This window comes from Microbacterium sp. SYP-A9085 (assembly GCF_009649635.1).
Lineage (GTDB): Bacteria > Actinomycetota > Actinomycetes > Actinomycetales > Microbacteriaceae > Microbacterium.
In genome coordinates this window covers 986,612-999,802 of the sequence record NZ_WJII01000001.1, presented here as the reverse complement: position 1 = coordinate 999,802, position 13,191 = coordinate 986,612, and the positions used below count along the sequence as shown (strand labels likewise).

Below are 13,191 nucleotides of genomic sequence, written 5' to 3'. Positions count from 1 at the left end.
ACGACACCGACCTCGCCAACACGCAACGACTCCTCAACGGCCGGCCACGCCAAACCCTCGGATTCCACACCCCTGCTGAGAAACTAGACGAACTAGTCAGCGTTGCACTGGCATCCTGAAACCGCCCATCCCGAACCCGCACTTTGCGACGACTGAACCGAGAGGGGGACCGCGCCGTCCGCTTCAGTCGTCACGAAACGCGACCCGCAGCATCAGGAACCCGCACTTTGCGACGACCGAACGGAGGGGGGACCACGCGTCCGCTTCAGTCGTCACGAAACGCGACCCGCAGCATCCCGAACCCGCACGTTGCGACGACCGAACGTGACGGAATCCGCGCGGGACGGGAGGGCGCCCGGCGTGGCGTCCGTTCCGCTGGGCGCCGGAACTTGCCAGACTGGGCCCATGGTGCTGAACATCACGGCCGATCCCGCCGCCGACGAGCTGCTCACCGAGAACCCGCTGGCCCTGCTGATCGGGATGCTGCTGGACCAGCAGGTCGCGATGGAGACAGCGTTCTCGGGTCCGCTGAAGCTGCAGGAGCGGATCGGCGCGGTGGATGCCGCGACGATAGCGGGCTACGACCCGGAGGCGCTCGTCGAGGCGTTCCGGCAGACGCCGGCCGTGCACCGGTACCCCGGCTCGATGGCGGCGCGGGTGCAGTCCCTCTGCCGGACGATCCAGCAGGACTGGGGCGGCGATGCCGCCGCCATCTGGACACGCGACGACCCCAGCAGCACGGACGTGCTGAAGCGGCTGAAGGCCCTGCCCGGGTTCGGCGAGCAGAAGGCGAAGATCTTCCTCGCGCTGCTGGGCAAGCAGTACGGGTTCACCCGCGAAGGATGGCGCGACGCGTCCGCTCCGTATGGGGAGGATGGATCGCTGCGCAGCGTCGCCGACATCACGAGTCCGGAAACGCTGGCGAAGGTCCGGGAATTCAAGCGCGAGATGAAGGCGGCCGCCAGGGCCGCCCGGAAATGAGGTCATCATGAGCGACACCATCGTCGTCGGCGTCACCGCCGCTCCGGTGGCGGCACGGGCCGTGGCATGGGCCACCGCACGGGCGGCCGCCCTCGGCATGAGCGTCGAACTGGTCGCCGTGATCGGCGGCGCCCTCGGCGCAGTCGGCGAGGACCGCGTCGTGCGGGCTGCGCAGGACGCGGCCGACCGGATGCTGGAGGATCACGCCGCGACCGTCGCGGCATCCCGCGTCCCGGTGTCCACCCGCACCGAGCGGGGGAACCCGGTCGCGGTGCTCATCGACGCCTCCGAGCGGGCCGCGCTTCTGGTGATCGGCAGCGACTACCGCGGACCGGACCAGGGCGCGGTGCGCGGGTCGCACGGCATCCGGATCAGCGCCGCTGCGCACTCCCCCGTCATCGTCGTCCCGGACGTCGACCTCACCGGACGCAGTGGCGTGGTCGTCGGCACCGACGGCTCCGACGTCTCGGCGGCGGCGCTGCGGTTCGCCGCGGACGAGGCCGAGCGCCTCGGCGAGCCTCTGATCGCGGTGAGCGTGTGGACGCCGATGCCGATCCCGGGGCCGATCAGCGGATACCCGGAGCCGTACCTGGACGGCATGCAGGAGGTGACGGCGGAGATCCTGCGCGGGAGCCTGACCGAGATCCGCGAGGCGCACCCCGACCTGCAGATCACCGAGCAGGTGGAGTGCGGCTACCCGTCCGCGATCATCAACGACCGCGCTCAGAGTGCCCGGCTCACCGTGGTCGGCAGCCACGGGCGCGGCGCCATCGCGCGGCTGCTGCTCGGCTCGATCAGCCACGAGGTGCTCGCCCGGCTCGCCACCGTCACCGCGATAGTGCGCTGACCCGCAGCCGAGCGCGGGATGCCGCCGCTAGGCGCCCTTGAGACGCTCGGCGAGGTACTGCTCGACACCCGCGACCGGCACCCGCTCCTGTGCCATGGTGTCGCGATCGCGCACGGTCACCGCGTCGTCGTCGAGCGAGTCGAAGTCGACCGTGACGCACAGCGGCGTGCCGATCTCGTCCTGCCGGCGGTAGCGGCGGCCGATCGCGCCGGCGTCGTCGAAGTCCGTGCTCCAGCCGCGGCCACGCAGCCGGTCCGCGAGATCGCGGGCCAGCGGCGACAGCCGCTCATTGCGCGACAGCGGCAGCACCGCTATCTTCACCGGGGCGAGCCGCGGGTCGAGCTTGAGGACCGTGCGGGTGTCGGTGCCGCCCTTCGCGTTGGGCGCCTCCTCCTCGTGGTACGCGTCCACGAGGAACGCCATCATCGCGCGGGTCAGGCCGAACGACGGCTCGATCACGTACGGGATGTACTTCTGCCCCGAGGCCTGGTCGAAGAAGGAGAGCGACTGACCGGAGGCATCCGAGTGGCTGGCGAGGTCGAAGTCGGTGCGGTTGGCGATGCCCATCAGCTCGCCCCATTCCCGGCCGGCGAACCCGAACCGGTACTCGACGTCGATCGTGGCGTCGGAGTAGTGCGCGCGGTCATCGTCGGGCACCTCGAGCCGGCGCATGTTCTCGACATCCAGGCCCAGGTCCACGAACCAGTCCCAGCACTCCTCGACCCAGTGCTCGAACCACGCCACGGCGTCGGCCGGTGGCACGAAGTACTCGATCTCCATCTGCTCGAACTCGCGGGTGCGGAAGATAAAGTTGCCGGGCGTGATCTCGTTGCGGAACGCCTTGCCGACCTGGCCGACGCCGAACGGCGGCTTCTTGCGAGAGACCTGCACGACGTTCGCGAAGTTGATGAAGATGCCCTGCGCGGTCTCCGGGCGCAGGAAGTGCACGCCGGACTCGTCGTCGACGACGCCGAGGTAGGTCTTCATCAGGCCTGAGAACGACTTCGGCTCGGTGTACTGGCCCTTCGTGCCGCAGTTCGGGCAGGGGACCTCCGCGAGCCCGTTCTCCGCGGTGCGGCCCTTGCGGGCCTCGAAGTCCTCGATGAGCGTGTCGGCGCGGAACCGCTTGTGGCAGTGCAGGCACTCCACGAGCGGGTCGGTGAACGTGGCGACGTGACCGGACGCCTCCCACACCCGCTTCGGCAGGATCACCGACGAGTCCAGGCCCACCATGTCGCCGCGGCCGCGGACGAACGTCTGCCACCACTGGCGCCGGATGTTCTCCTTCAGCTCGGTGCCCAGCGGGCCGTAGTCCCACGCCGACCGGGAGCCCCCGTAGATCTCACCGGCCTGGAAGACGAACCCGCGGTGGCGGGCGAGGGCGATGACTTTGTCGAGACGGGAAGGCTCGGCCACGGTGGCTCCAATGGTCGGTGGGGGAAGAAGAAATCGAGGATGCCGCACGGGGCGGCATCCTCGATTCTATCGGCGGGCTCTCAGCCGGCCGTCGGGCTCACTTGATGAACGAGATGGCGAGCGGATACGTGTAGAACTCGCCCCGATTGGCCTTCACCGCGGCGATGATCGAGAACACTATCCGCACGACGTACACGGCGATCAGGATGATGATGCCGATCAGGATCAGCGCGGTGATCCACCCGACCACCTCGGCGATCAGCAGCGTCAGCTGGAAGTTCAGCGCCGTCTTCGTGTGCGCGTTCACGAATGGCCCGCGGTCCTTCAGCACGAGGTAGCCGATCAGCGCCGGCAGGAACTCGAAGAAGATGCCGCCCACGTGCACGAGCGTCGCCCAGAGCTTCTCGTCCGCGGGGTTCATCGAGGGGTGGGCCGGGCCGTAGCCCGGCGGGACCGGCGGCTGCTGCGGCGGGACCGGCGGCTGCTGCGGAGGAATCGGAGGTGTGCTCACAGGCACGAGCCTAGGGCGTTCTCCCGCACGCAGACCAGCCCCCGCGCCGGGCGAGTCGATGGCACCCACGCGTGTTGCGGCGCAGACTGTCGGCATGGCGAAGGATCCGCTGATCGACGACGACGAGTTGGACGACCTGGAGCGGGAGCTCATCGGCCGTGCCCGCGGACGGGTGCTCGAGATCGGCGCGGGCCGCGGCGAGAACTTCGGGGCGCTGCCGCCGGAGATCCGGTGGCACGGCCTGGAACCGGACCCGGTGCGCCGCGCGGAGCTCGCCCGCCGGGCGCGGGAATGGGGGCACGCGGAGGCGCCGATGGATGCCGTCGCGGAGGGGATCCCGCTGGCGGACGCGTCCGTGGACACGGTGATCGGCACGTACGTGCTGTGCACGGTGCCCGACGTGCCGACGGCGCTGTCGGAGCTGCGGCGCGTGCTGGTCCCCGGCGGACGGATGCTGCTGGTCGAGCACGTGCGCGCCCCGCGGGGGTGGGCGCTGCCGCTGCTGCAGCGGATTGCGACGCCGTTCACGGTGCGCTGGTGCGGCGGATGCCACCAGGACCGGGACCCGCTGTCGGCGCTGCGCGCGGCCGGGTTCGCGGATGTCGAGGTGCGGCGCGCCCGAGTGCGCGACCGTCCGCTGCCGCCCACGCCGACCCTGCTCTACGAGGGCCGGACGCCGTCCTGACGGTGCAGGTCGCTGAGCGAGGGCAAGCGCTCAGCGACCCGAGGCGACCGGTCGCAGCACGTCGCGGTCGAGCTCGGCGACCGACGTGCGGCCGGCGAGGCCCAGCGTGATGTCGAGCTCGGCAAGGACGTGCCGGAGCACCGCCGCGACGCCGGCCTCCCCCGCGACGGCGAGCCCGTACGCGTACGGCCGGCCGAGCGCGACCACGGTGGCGCCGAGCGCCAGCGCGATGAACGCGTCCGCCCCCGAGCGCACGCCCGAGTCGAACACTATCGGGACCCGGCCCGCGACGCGGTCGGCGATCTCCGGCAGCACGTCGAGCGTCGGCACGGATCGGTCCAGTTGCCGGCCGCCGTGGTTGGAGATCCAGATGCCGTCGACCCCGGCATCCAGGGCCCGGGCCGCGTCGTCAGGGTGCACGATGCCCTTGAGGATGATCGGCAGGCGCGTCCATTCGCGGGCGCGGGCGAGGTCGTCCCACGTCAGCGCGGGGGTGGCGAACACGTCGAGGAACGTCTCGACGGCCGCCCGCGGCAGCGGTGAGCGCAGGCTCTCGCGCAGGCCCGCGCCGGTGAGCGCGGCGCCCTTCCGGGCGATGGAGACGCCCGCGGCGATGGTCTTCGGCGTCATCCGCACGTCCGGTGCCGGGGCGGCGGGCCGCCCGGCGCGTTCACGGACCAGCGCGCCGAACGCGGGGTCGCTCGTGTACTGCGCGATGCCGAGCCCGCGGATGAACGGCAGGTAGGCGAGGTCCAGGTCGCGCGTGCGCCAGCCCAGCAGATGGGTGTCGAGGGTGACGACGACGGCCTCGCAGCCGGATGCCTCGGCCCGCCGCAGCAGCGACGCGTTCAGCTCGTCGGATCCGGACCAGTACAGCTGGAACATCCGCGGCGCCGCGCCCGCGGCATCCGCCACCTGCTCCATCGGGGTGGAGGCCTGGTTGCTGAGCGTGCACGGGATGCCGAGGGATGCCGCGGCCCGCGCGACGGCGAAGTCGGCATCGTCGCGCACGAGCTCCATGACGCCGAGCGGGGCGAGCACGAGCGGGGTCGGGCGCGTGGCGCCGAGGAACGAGACCGACAGGTCGCGGGCGGACACGTCGCACAGGGGGCGCGGCCACACCTGCCAGGCGCCGAACGCGGCGCGGTTCGCCGCGACCGTGCGCTCGGACCCGGCTCCCCCGGCGATGTACGCGAACGCCTCCGCGCTCAGCGCCCTGCGGGCCGCGGTTTCCAGTGCGGCGGGATCGACCGGGACGACGGGGCGGGTGCCGCTGATGCCGGCACGGTAGATGTCGGACTGCTCACGGCGGGCTATGCCGCGCGCGGCCGCGGCCGGGTCGTGCGGAGCGCCAGTGCTCATGTCGTCAGCCTAGGGGCGCGCGGTTCGGTCGTCACGAAATGCGGGTTCGGATGCCGCCAGGTCGCGTTTTGCGACGACCGAAACCGGCTCAGCGCCGCAGTTCGATCCGCTCCACGGTGAAATCGTCCAGGGCGACCGGGTCGATCTCGACGCCCAGCCCGGCGCCGGTGGGCACCGCGATGTGGCCGTCCTCGAGCACCGCGGGCTCGGTGACGATGTCGCGCGCATAGAAGCGGTGCGAGGCCGACACGTCGCCGGGCAGCGTGAACCCGGGCAGGGCCGCGAGCGCGGCGTTCGCGGCGCGGCCGATGCCGGTCTCCAGCATCCCGCCGCACCACACCGGCACCCCCGCATCCCGGCACAGGTCGTGGAGGCGCACCGCCTCGAGGTAGCCGCCCACCCGTCCCGCCTTGATGTTGACGACGGATGCCGCACCCAGAGCGAGCGCGTCGGCGGCCGCCTTCGCGGAGACGATCGACTCGTCCAGGCAGATCGGGGTCTTCAGGCGCCGCGCGAGTGTGGCGTGGTCGACGATGTCGTCCTCGGCCAGCGGCTGCTCGATCAGGAGCAGGTCGAACCGGTCGAGCTCGGCGAGCGTGTCGACGTCGGCGAGCGTGTAGGCGGAGTTCGCGTCCACCTGCAGCGGGATGACGCCGAACGCGTCGCGCACGGCGGCCGTCTCGGCGACGTCGCGGCCGGGTGCGATCTTTATCTTGATCCGCACGTACCCCTCGTCGAGGTATCTGCGGACCACATCGACGAGGGTCGCCGGGTCGCGCTGGATCCCGACCGAGACGCCGGATGGGACCCGGTCGCGCACGGCGCCGAGGTACGCGCCGAGCGGGCGGCCTTCGGCGCGCAGCGCCGCGTCGAGGATCGCGAGCTCGAGGCCGGCCTTCGCCATCCGGTGCCCGACGAACGGGTCGAGGATCTCGGCCACCTGCTCCGGGGCGACTGTGCGCGCGTCGAGCAGCGCGGGGATGAGGTGGCGCACCGCGACATCCCACGCCCCCTGCGTGTACTCGCTCGAGTACAGCGGAGCCGCCTGCGTGACGATCTCACCCCAGCCGTCGCCGTCGGCGGTCAGGGCCCGCACGACGATCACCTCGCGCACCGTCTCGGTGCCGAACGACGTCGTGAACGGCGCGACGAGGGGGATGTGCAGGACGCGCAGCTCGACACCGTCGAGGACCACGGGCGCCGCGGGCCGGGTGATGGGCATGCCCACAGGCTAGCCGCGGCGGCCGGTCACGGGCGGATGAAGAGGTAGCCGCGGTCGGCGGCGAAGCCGCGGGCCACGAGCCCCTCGGCCGCGTGGGCGAGGAACTGCTCGCGCACGCGCAGGCGCCAGGCCGCGGCATCCTCCGGCGCGCTGTGACGAAGCGCCTCGATGTCGGGCGGGATGGCGACGGATGCCACGATCCGCCCCGGCCCGGGGGTCGGCACCGGCGGCGCAGCCAGCGCCCACGACACCAGCAGCCGGTCGGTCTCGTCGCCGCGGTTGACGCCGTCGTCCATCGCGCCGTAGTGGTTCACGAGGTACTCGACGACCCGCGTGCCGAGCACCCGCAGGTTGAAGTGCGCGTTGCGGGCCACGAGCGGATCGAACGTCCACGTGATCGTGCCGACCTCGTGAGCGAGCGCCCATTCGCGCTGGTGCTGCTTGAGGGTGCGGCCCAGCTCGCGTCCCCGGTACCCCGGAAGGATGCCGGTGATGTGCGAGTGCATAGCCCGCGACGAGGGTGCTGTGAAAAAAGCGACGGATGCACCGATCATCCGGTCGCCGTCGTACAGGCCCACCGCGTAATTGCCGGAGTGCGCGAGCGCGCGCAACAGGTTCGGAGGCATGCCGGTGCGGTCGCCGCCCCAGACCTCGCCAAGCACCGCGGACGCGGCGAAGATCTGCTCAACGGTGCGCAGCGGCTCGATCCGGATGCCGGGAGGGGTCTGCGAGGACAGCTCGGCCATGTTTTCAGTGTGACACCGGGCGGCGCGGGGGAACACCCCGGTGCCGATAGCCTGGGGCGATGATTCGGGACGAGGACAGCAGACGACGCCTCACCCGGATGCCCCGACAGGGCGCGATCGTCGCGGTGCTGGCGGTCGCGGGGCTGGCCTCGTCGTTCATGTTCACGCTCGTGGTGCCGATCCAGACGAAGCTGCCGGAGCTGCTGAACGCCAGCCGCGAGGACACCGCGTGGGTCGTGACCGCGACACTTGTGGCCGCCGCCGTGATGACGCCGATCGCCGGGCGCCTGGGCGACATGTACGGCAAGCGGCGGATAGTGCTCGTGCTGCTGGCGGTGCTCGTGCTCGGCTCGGTGATCGCCGCGGCATCCTCCGGCATCGTCGGCGTGATCGTGGGGCGGGCGCTGCAGGGCGCGGTGACCGGCGTCATCCCGCTGGGCATCTCGATCCTGCGCGATGTGCTGCACGAGGACCGCATCGACGCGGCGATAGCGCTGATCAGCGCGACGCTCGGCGTCGGCGGCGCACTCGGCCTGCCGATCAGCGCCGTGATCACGGAGTACAGCGACTGGCACGTGCTGTTCTGGATGGCCGCGGGGCTGGGCGCGGTGGTGTTCGGCCTCGTCCTGTGGATAGTGCCAGTCAGCGTGCTGCGCACCGCCGGGCGGTTCGACTACCTCGGCGCGGCGGGTCTGGCCGTCGGCCTCATCGGCGTGCTCCTGGCGGTATCCCGCGGCAACGAATGGGGATGGATGTCGCCGGCGGTACTCGCGTGCGGGCTCGGCGGCGTCGCGGTGCTGCTGCTGTGGGGGTGGTACGAGCTGCGGATCGACAACCCGCTGCTGGACTTGCGCGTCGCGGCGCGGCGCCCGGTGCTGCTCACGAACATCGCGTCTGTGGCGATGGGCTTCTCGCTGTTCGGCTCGAACGTGGTCTATCCGCAGATGCTCGAGCTGCCGACGGCGACCGGCGCGGGCTTCGGGCTGTCGCTGCTGGCGGCGAGCCTTGTGGTGATGCCGTCGGGCATCGTGATGATGATCCTCTCGCCGTTCTCGGGGCGCCTCGCGCACACCGTCGGGCCGCGGCTGCTCCTGCTGCTGGGCGCGGGCGCGTTGATCGTCGCGTACGCTTTCACGCTCGTGTTCTCCACGGCGGTGTGGCAGATCCTCGTCGCCAACATCCTCATCGGCGTCGGCATCGGCTTCGGCTACGCGGCGATGCCGATGCTCATCATGCGCTCCGTGCCGCAGACCGAGACCGGGGCGTCCAACGGGCTCAACGCCCTGTTCCGGTCGCTCGGCACGAGCACGGCCGCGGCGGTGATCGGCGCGGTGCTCGCGACGATGACGGTGGGGCACGGCGGTGCGCAGGTGCCGACCACGGCCGCGTTCCAGGTGTCGTTCGTGCTTGGCGGGGCCGCCGCGGTGATAGCGCTCGTTGTCGCGCTTTTCATCCCGACCGGTCGCGACACGTCCGAGCAGCGTCCGTCCCTGCCCCGGTAGGGGCGGCGGTCGGCAGGCTGCAGGCACGCGGCACTGTTGGGCATCGGGGCGCTCTCGAGACACCCGGCGTCGCCGCTGTCAAGCCCTTCCGTCGCCCGCGACGCGCGGCCTAGCGTCGGCTGCACGACGGAAGGAGACACCGATGTCCACTGGAGCTTTCCCGCCCCCGGTTCCCCTCGGCAACGACGATCTGGGCAACGATCTGGGTGACGAGCCGATGCGCGAGGGCGCAGACGGCGACGAGATGCTCGATGAGGATGCCAACGACGACCTCATCGACAGCGCCGCGGCAGACCGGATCGCCGCCGAAGACTCGGACTACGACGACGAGGACGACGACGAGGACGACGACGAGGAGGACGAGGAGGACGACGACGGCGAGTACCGCTACGACGACGAGTAGGTTCGGGGTCGCCGGTAAGCCGATGTGCCCGCGTCAGACAAGTCGCAGTTCGGCATCCACGGCGGCGGCGGTTTCGCGCAGTGCCGGAAGGTAGACGCCCCGAACCCGCGTCACGTCGACGCGGTTCGTGCTCGTCGAGACGTTCAGTGCCCCCACGATCTCGCCGTCGCGGCCGTGCACGGGCGCGGCGATCGAGCGAAGGCCGGGCTCGAGTTCGCCGTCGACCATCGCCCAGCCCTGCGCCCGGACACGGTCGAGCTCAGCGGTCAGGTCGGCCCCGGTGAGCGTCTTGTCGGTCAGGTGCGCGGGGGTGGATGCCGCCAGCAGCGCCGCGCGCGCGGCATCCGGCATCCCGGCCAGCAGCACCCGGCCCATGCTGGTCGCGTACGCGGGGAAGCGGGTGCCGATCGTGATGCGCACGCTCATGATGCGGCGCGTCGCGACGCGGGCGATGTAGACGATGTCGGCGCCGTCGAGGACCGCGGCCGACACGGACTCGTCGACGCGGTGGGAGAGCGCCTCCAGGTGCGGCTGCACGATCTCGGGCAGCGACAGGGCCGACAGGTAGCTGAAGCCGAGCTCGAGCACCCGCGGGGTGAGCGCGTACAGTCTCCCGTCGCCGCGGACGTAATCGAGGGTCTCGAGGGTGCGCAGGAAGCGCCCAGCCGCCGCGCGCGGGATGCCGGCACGGCGGGCGACCTCGCTGGAGGACAGCCGCGGGTTCTCCGCGTCGAACGCGCGGATCACGGCCAGGCCGCGCGCGAGCGACTGCACGAAGTCGGCAGCAGGGGGCTCGGTCACGCTTTCTCCTCGATCACAGACACGGATTCTCGCGAACTTCGGGGCTGCCTCGCGAGTTTCGGGGCTGCCTCGCGCGGGGGTCAGCGCTCGAGGACGACGGCCAGGCCCTGGCCCACGCCGATGCAGATGGCGGCGACCGCGACGCCCGAGCCCCGGCGGGCCAGTTCGTGCGCGGCATGGCCGATGATCCGGCCGCCGGACGCGCCCAGCGGGTGGCCGATGGCGAGCGCGCCGCCGTGGATGTTCACCTTCTCCGGATCGAGGTCCGGCCATCCCTTGATGTCGGCGAGTGACTGCGACGCGAATGCCTCGTTCAACTCGACGACATCCACGTCCGCCCATGTGCGGCCGGCGCGGGCGAGGGCCTTGTTGGCGGCCTCGATCGGCGCGAGCGGGAACACGTCCGGGTCCACGCCGTGCGCGCCGCGCCCCGCGATGCGGGCCAGCGGCTCGGCATCGAGGACGCCTTCGCCGCCAAGCAGCACAGCCGACGCGCCGTCGTTGATCGAGGACGAGTTGCCGGCGGTCACCGACCCGTCGCCGTCGGCGGCGAACAGGGCACGCAGCCCCGCGAGCTTCTCCATCGACGTGTCCGGACGGATCCCCTCGTCGCGCTCCAGTTCCGCGCCGGGCACCTGCACTATCTCGCCGTCGTACACGCCCCGCGCCCAGGCGTCCGCCGCCAGCCGGTGGGAGCGCAGCGCGAACGCGTCCTGCTCCTCGCGGGAGATGCCCCACTCGCGGGCGACCTTCTCGGCCGACTGGCCGTTCGAGATCGTCCAGCCTTTCGGCAGCGCGGGATTGACCATGCGCCAGCCGATCGACGTGTTCCACATCGTCTGGTTGCCGGTCGCCGGCCACGGCTTCGCCGACTTCTCGACGATGAAGGGCGCGCGGCTCATCGACTCCACGCCGCCGGCGAGGATCACCTGCGCGTCGCCGACCTCGATCGCGCGGGAGCCCTGCACGACGGCCTCGACGGACGAGGCGCACAGGCGGTTCACGGTGACGCCGGTGACGGATGTCGGGAAGCCGGCCAGCAGCGCGCCCATGCGCGCGACATTCCGGTTGTCCTCCCCCGCCTGGTTCGCGTCACCGAAGATCACGTCGTCGATGCGGGCGGGGTCCAGGCCGGTCCGGTCGACGATGGCGCGCATCACGAGCGCGGCCAGGTCGTCGGGACGGATGCCGGACAGCTTGCCGCCGGCCCGCCCGAACGGGGTGCGGACGGCGTCGTACACGTAGGTCGCGGTCATGTCAGTCCTCCTCGGCGGATGTCGCATCGATCAGGGTAAGCCCGGTGAGCTCCTGAAGGCCCGCGACGGTGTTGTCGCCGAACGCCTCGCGCACGGCGAACCCGTCGGCGGTGACGTCGAACACCGCGTGGTCGGTGTACACGCGGGTGACGCAGCCCACGCCGGTCAGCGGGTAGCTGCACGCGGCGACGAGCTTGGAGTCGCCGGTCTTGGTGAGCAGGTCGGTCATCACATACACGCTCTTCGCGCCGATCGCGAGATCCATCGCGCCGCCGACGGCGGGGATGGCGCCGGGCGCCCCGGTCGACCAGTTCGCGAGGTCGCCGTGCTGCGACACCTGGAACGCGCCCAGCACGCACACGTCGAGGTGGCCGCCGCGCATCATCCCGAACGAGTCGGCGTGGTGGAAGTACGCGGCGCCGGCCAGGGCGGTCACGGCCTGCTTGCCCGCGTTGATGAGGTCGGGGTCGACCCGGCCCGGCTCGGGCGCGGGGCCCATGCCGAGCAGGCCGTTCTCGGTGTGCAGGATGATCTCCTGCCCCTCGGGGAGGTAGTTCGCGACGAGGGTCGGCGCGCCGATGCCGAGGTTCACGTACGACCCCTCCGGGATGTCGGCGGCGATGCGGGCGGCCAGGTCCTTGCGGCTGATCGTGGTCATCGTGTGCCCTCCGTTCCAGCGTCCTGCAGGGGTTCGCCCTCCAGGTCGACACCGCCGACGAACGCGCCGCCGTCCAGCCAGCGGCGCTCGCCCACGGCGACGACGCGGTCCACGAAGATGCCGGGGGTGATCACGGTCTCCGGGTCGATCGATCCGAGCGGGACGATCTCGTCGACCTGGACGATAGTGGTGGTGGCGGCGCTGGCCATCACCGGTCCGAAGTTGCGGGCAGTCTCGCGGTAGACGACGTTGCCCCAGCGGTCCGCCTTCAGAGCGCCGATGAGGGCGAAGTCGGCCCTGATCGGATACTCGAGCGCGTACTCGCGGCCGTCGATCGTGCGGTGCTCCTTGCCCTCGGCGAGCTGGGTGCCGACGCCCGTGGGCGTGAAGAATGCGCCGATCCCGGCGCCTGCGGCGCGGATGCGCTCGGCGAGGTTGCCCTGCGGGACGAGCTCGAGCTCGATCTCGCCGGCACGGTAGAGCCCGTCGAACACCCACGAGTCCACCTGGCGCGGGAACGAGCAGATGATCTTGCGCACCCGTTTGCGCGCCAGCAGCGCGGCAAGGCCCACGTCGCCGTTGCCGGCGTTGTTGTTCACGATCGTCAGGTCACCGGCGCCCTGCTCGATCAGCGCGTCGATGAGCTCGACGGGCTGTCCGGCCCGGCCGAAGCCGCCGATCATGACGGTCGCACCGTCCGGGATCCCGGCGACGGCGGTGGCGACATCCGCCACTGTCTTGTCGATCACTGAGGCTCCTCGCTACGATAGTTCGCTGTGCGAACACCTGTACGTATCACGA

14 protein-coding genes are annotated in these 13,191 nt (G+C 71.4%); 5 read left to right on the top strand and 9 right to left on the bottom strand.

Features of this window, described 5'->3' with window-relative positions:
- Positions 1–405: 405 nt before the first annotated feature.
- The gene (locus GH740_RS04805; RefSeq protein WP_153744847.1) at positions 406–981 is read left to right on the top strand and encodes an HhH-GPD-type base excision DNA repair protein; all 576 of its coding nucleotides are present in this window, start codon (positions 406–408) and stop codon (positions 979–981) included.
- A gap of 7 nt (positions 982–988) precedes the next feature.
- On the top strand, positions 989–1,828 hold the full coding sequence (locus tag GH740_RS04800; protein WP_153744846.1) for a universal stress protein: 840 nt from the start codon (positions 989–991) through the stop codon (positions 1,826–1,828).
- A 27-nt stretch (positions 1,829–1,855) separates the two neighbouring features.
- Here GH740_RS04800 and GH740_RS04795 read toward each other — a convergent pair whose 3' ends face one another.
- Entirely contained in the window at positions 1,856–3,244 is a 1,389-nt protein-coding gene (locus GH740_RS04795; RefSeq protein WP_367640667.1) for a glycine--tRNA ligase, read from the bottom strand.
- A gap of 97 nt (positions 3,245–3,341) precedes the next feature.
- The gene (locus GH740_RS04790) at positions 3,342–3,755 is read right to left on the bottom strand and encodes a DUF4870 domain-containing protein (protein WP_367640665.1); all 414 of its coding nucleotides are present in this window, start codon (positions 3,753–3,755) and stop codon (positions 3,342–3,344) included.
- A gap of 94 nt (positions 3,756–3,849) precedes the next feature.
- Here GH740_RS04790 and GH740_RS04785 point away from each other — a divergent pair, with 94 nt between their 5' ends.
- Complete coding sequence (locus GH740_RS04785; RefSeq protein WP_172978286.1) at positions 3,850–4,440, top strand: class I SAM-dependent methyltransferase; 591 nt, start codon at positions 3,850–3,852, stop codon at positions 4,438–4,440.
- Between the two features lie 30 nt (positions 4,441–4,470).
- Here the strand turns inward: GH740_RS04785 and GH740_RS04780 are convergent, their stop codons facing one another.
- From GH740_RS04780 to GH740_RS04770, 3 genes are all read right to left on the bottom strand, one after another.
- Positions 4,471–5,802: an alpha-hydroxy-acid oxidizing protein gene (locus GH740_RS04780; RefSeq protein ID WP_153744844.1), complete on the bottom strand. Its 1,332-nt coding sequence runs from the start codon at positions 5,800–5,802 to the stop codon at positions 4,471–4,473.
- Between the two features lie 88 nt (positions 5,803–5,890).
- On the bottom strand, positions 5,891–7,024 hold the full coding sequence (gene menC, locus GH740_RS04775) for an o-succinylbenzoate synthase (RefSeq protein ID WP_153744843.1): 1,134 nt from the start codon (positions 7,022–7,024) through the stop codon (positions 5,891–5,893).
- A 26-nt stretch (positions 7,025–7,050) separates the two neighbouring features.
- Positions 7,051–7,770 carry a GNAT family N-acetyltransferase gene (locus GH740_RS04770; protein WP_153744842.1) on the bottom strand — a complete coding sequence of 240 codons (720 nt, stop codon included), beginning with the start codon at positions 7,768–7,770 and terminating at the stop codon, positions 7,051–7,053.
- Positions 7,771–7,868: 98 nt separating this feature from the next.
- Here GH740_RS04770 and GH740_RS04765 point away from each other — a divergent pair, with 98 nt between their 5' ends.
- Together GH740_RS04765 and GH740_RS04760 are read left to right on the top strand one after the other, a co-directional pair.
- Positions 7,869–9,272, top strand: a complete 1,404-nt coding sequence (locus GH740_RS04765) for an MFS transporter (protein ID WP_153745009.1) — start codon at positions 7,869–7,871, stop codon at positions 9,270–9,272.
- A 142-nt stretch (positions 9,273–9,414) separates the two neighbouring features.
- The gene (locus GH740_RS04760) at positions 9,415–9,675 is read left to right on the top strand and encodes a hypothetical protein (protein ID WP_153744841.1); all 261 of its coding nucleotides are present in this window, start codon (positions 9,415–9,417) and stop codon (positions 9,673–9,675) included.
- A 33-nt stretch (positions 9,676–9,708) separates the two neighbouring features.
- On the opposite strand, the gene GH740_RS04755 is transcribed toward GH740_RS04760, so the two are convergent.
- From GH740_RS04755 to GH740_RS04740, 4 genes are all read right to left on the bottom strand, one after another.
- A complete protein-coding gene (locus GH740_RS04755; protein ID WP_367640661.1) occupies positions 9,709–10,476 on the bottom strand; it encodes an IclR family transcriptional regulator C-terminal domain-containing protein in 768 nt (255 codons plus the stop codon).
- 80 nt (positions 10,477–10,556) lie between these two features.
- The gene (locus GH740_RS04750; protein ID WP_153744840.1) at positions 10,557–11,732 is read right to left on the bottom strand and encodes a thiolase family protein; all 1,176 of its coding nucleotides are present in this window, start codon (positions 11,730–11,732) and stop codon (positions 10,557–10,559) included.
- 1 nt (position 11,733) lies between these two features.
- Entirely contained in the window at positions 11,734–12,390 is a 657-nt protein-coding gene (locus GH740_RS04745; protein WP_153744839.1) for a 3-oxoacid CoA-transferase subunit B, read from the bottom strand.
- Positions 12,387–13,139: a 3-oxoacid CoA-transferase subunit A gene (locus GH740_RS04740; RefSeq protein ID WP_367640658.1), complete on the bottom strand. Its 753-nt coding sequence runs from the start codon at positions 13,137–13,139 to the stop codon at positions 12,387–12,389. Before GH740_RS04740 ends, GH740_RS04745 begins: the two co-directional genes overlap by 4 nt.
- Positions 13,140–13,191: the final 52 nt, after the last annotated feature.

What these genes read in the sequence shown, in the direction of transcription:
- GH740_RS04770 (WP_153744842.1), bottom strand. Translation starts at nt 7,770, where the DNA reads ATGGCCGAGCTGTCCTCGCAGACCCCTCCCGGCATCCGGATCGAGCCG.
- menC (WP_153744843.1), bottom strand. Translation starts at nt 7,024, where the DNA reads ATGCCCATCACCCGGCCCGCGGCGCCCGTGGTCCTCGACGGTGTCGAG.
- GH740_RS04805 (WP_153744847.1), top strand. Translation starts at nt 406, where the DNA reads ATGGTGCTGAACATCACGGCCGATCCCGCCGCCGACGAGCTGCTCACC.
- GH740_RS04800 (WP_153744846.1), top strand. Translation starts at nt 989, where the DNA reads ATGAGCGACACCATCGTCGTCGGCGTCACCGCCGCTCCGGTGGCGGCA.
- GH740_RS04760 (WP_153744841.1), top strand. Translation starts at nt 9,415, where the DNA reads ATGTCCACTGGAGCTTTCCCGCCCCCGGTTCCCCTCGGCAACGACGAT.
- GH740_RS04750 (WP_153744840.1), bottom strand. Translation starts at nt 11,732, where the DNA reads ATGACCGCGACCTACGTGTACGACGCCGTCCGCACCCCGTTCGGGCGG.
- GH740_RS04745 (WP_153744839.1), bottom strand. Translation starts at nt 12,390, where the DNA reads ATGACCACGATCAGCCGCAAGGACCTGGCCGCCCGCATCGCCGCCGAC.
- GH740_RS04785 (WP_172978286.1), top strand. Translation starts at nt 3,850, where the DNA reads ATGGCGAAGGATCCGCTGATCGACGACGACGAGTTGGACGACCTGGAG.
- GH740_RS04765 (WP_153745009.1), top strand. Translation starts at nt 7,869, where the DNA reads ATGCCCCGACAGGGCGCGATCGTCGCGGTGCTGGCGGTCGCGGGGCTG.
- GH740_RS04780 (WP_153744844.1), bottom strand. Translation starts at nt 5,802, where the DNA reads ATGAGCACTGGCGCTCCGCACGACCCGGCCGCGGCCGCGCGCGGCATA.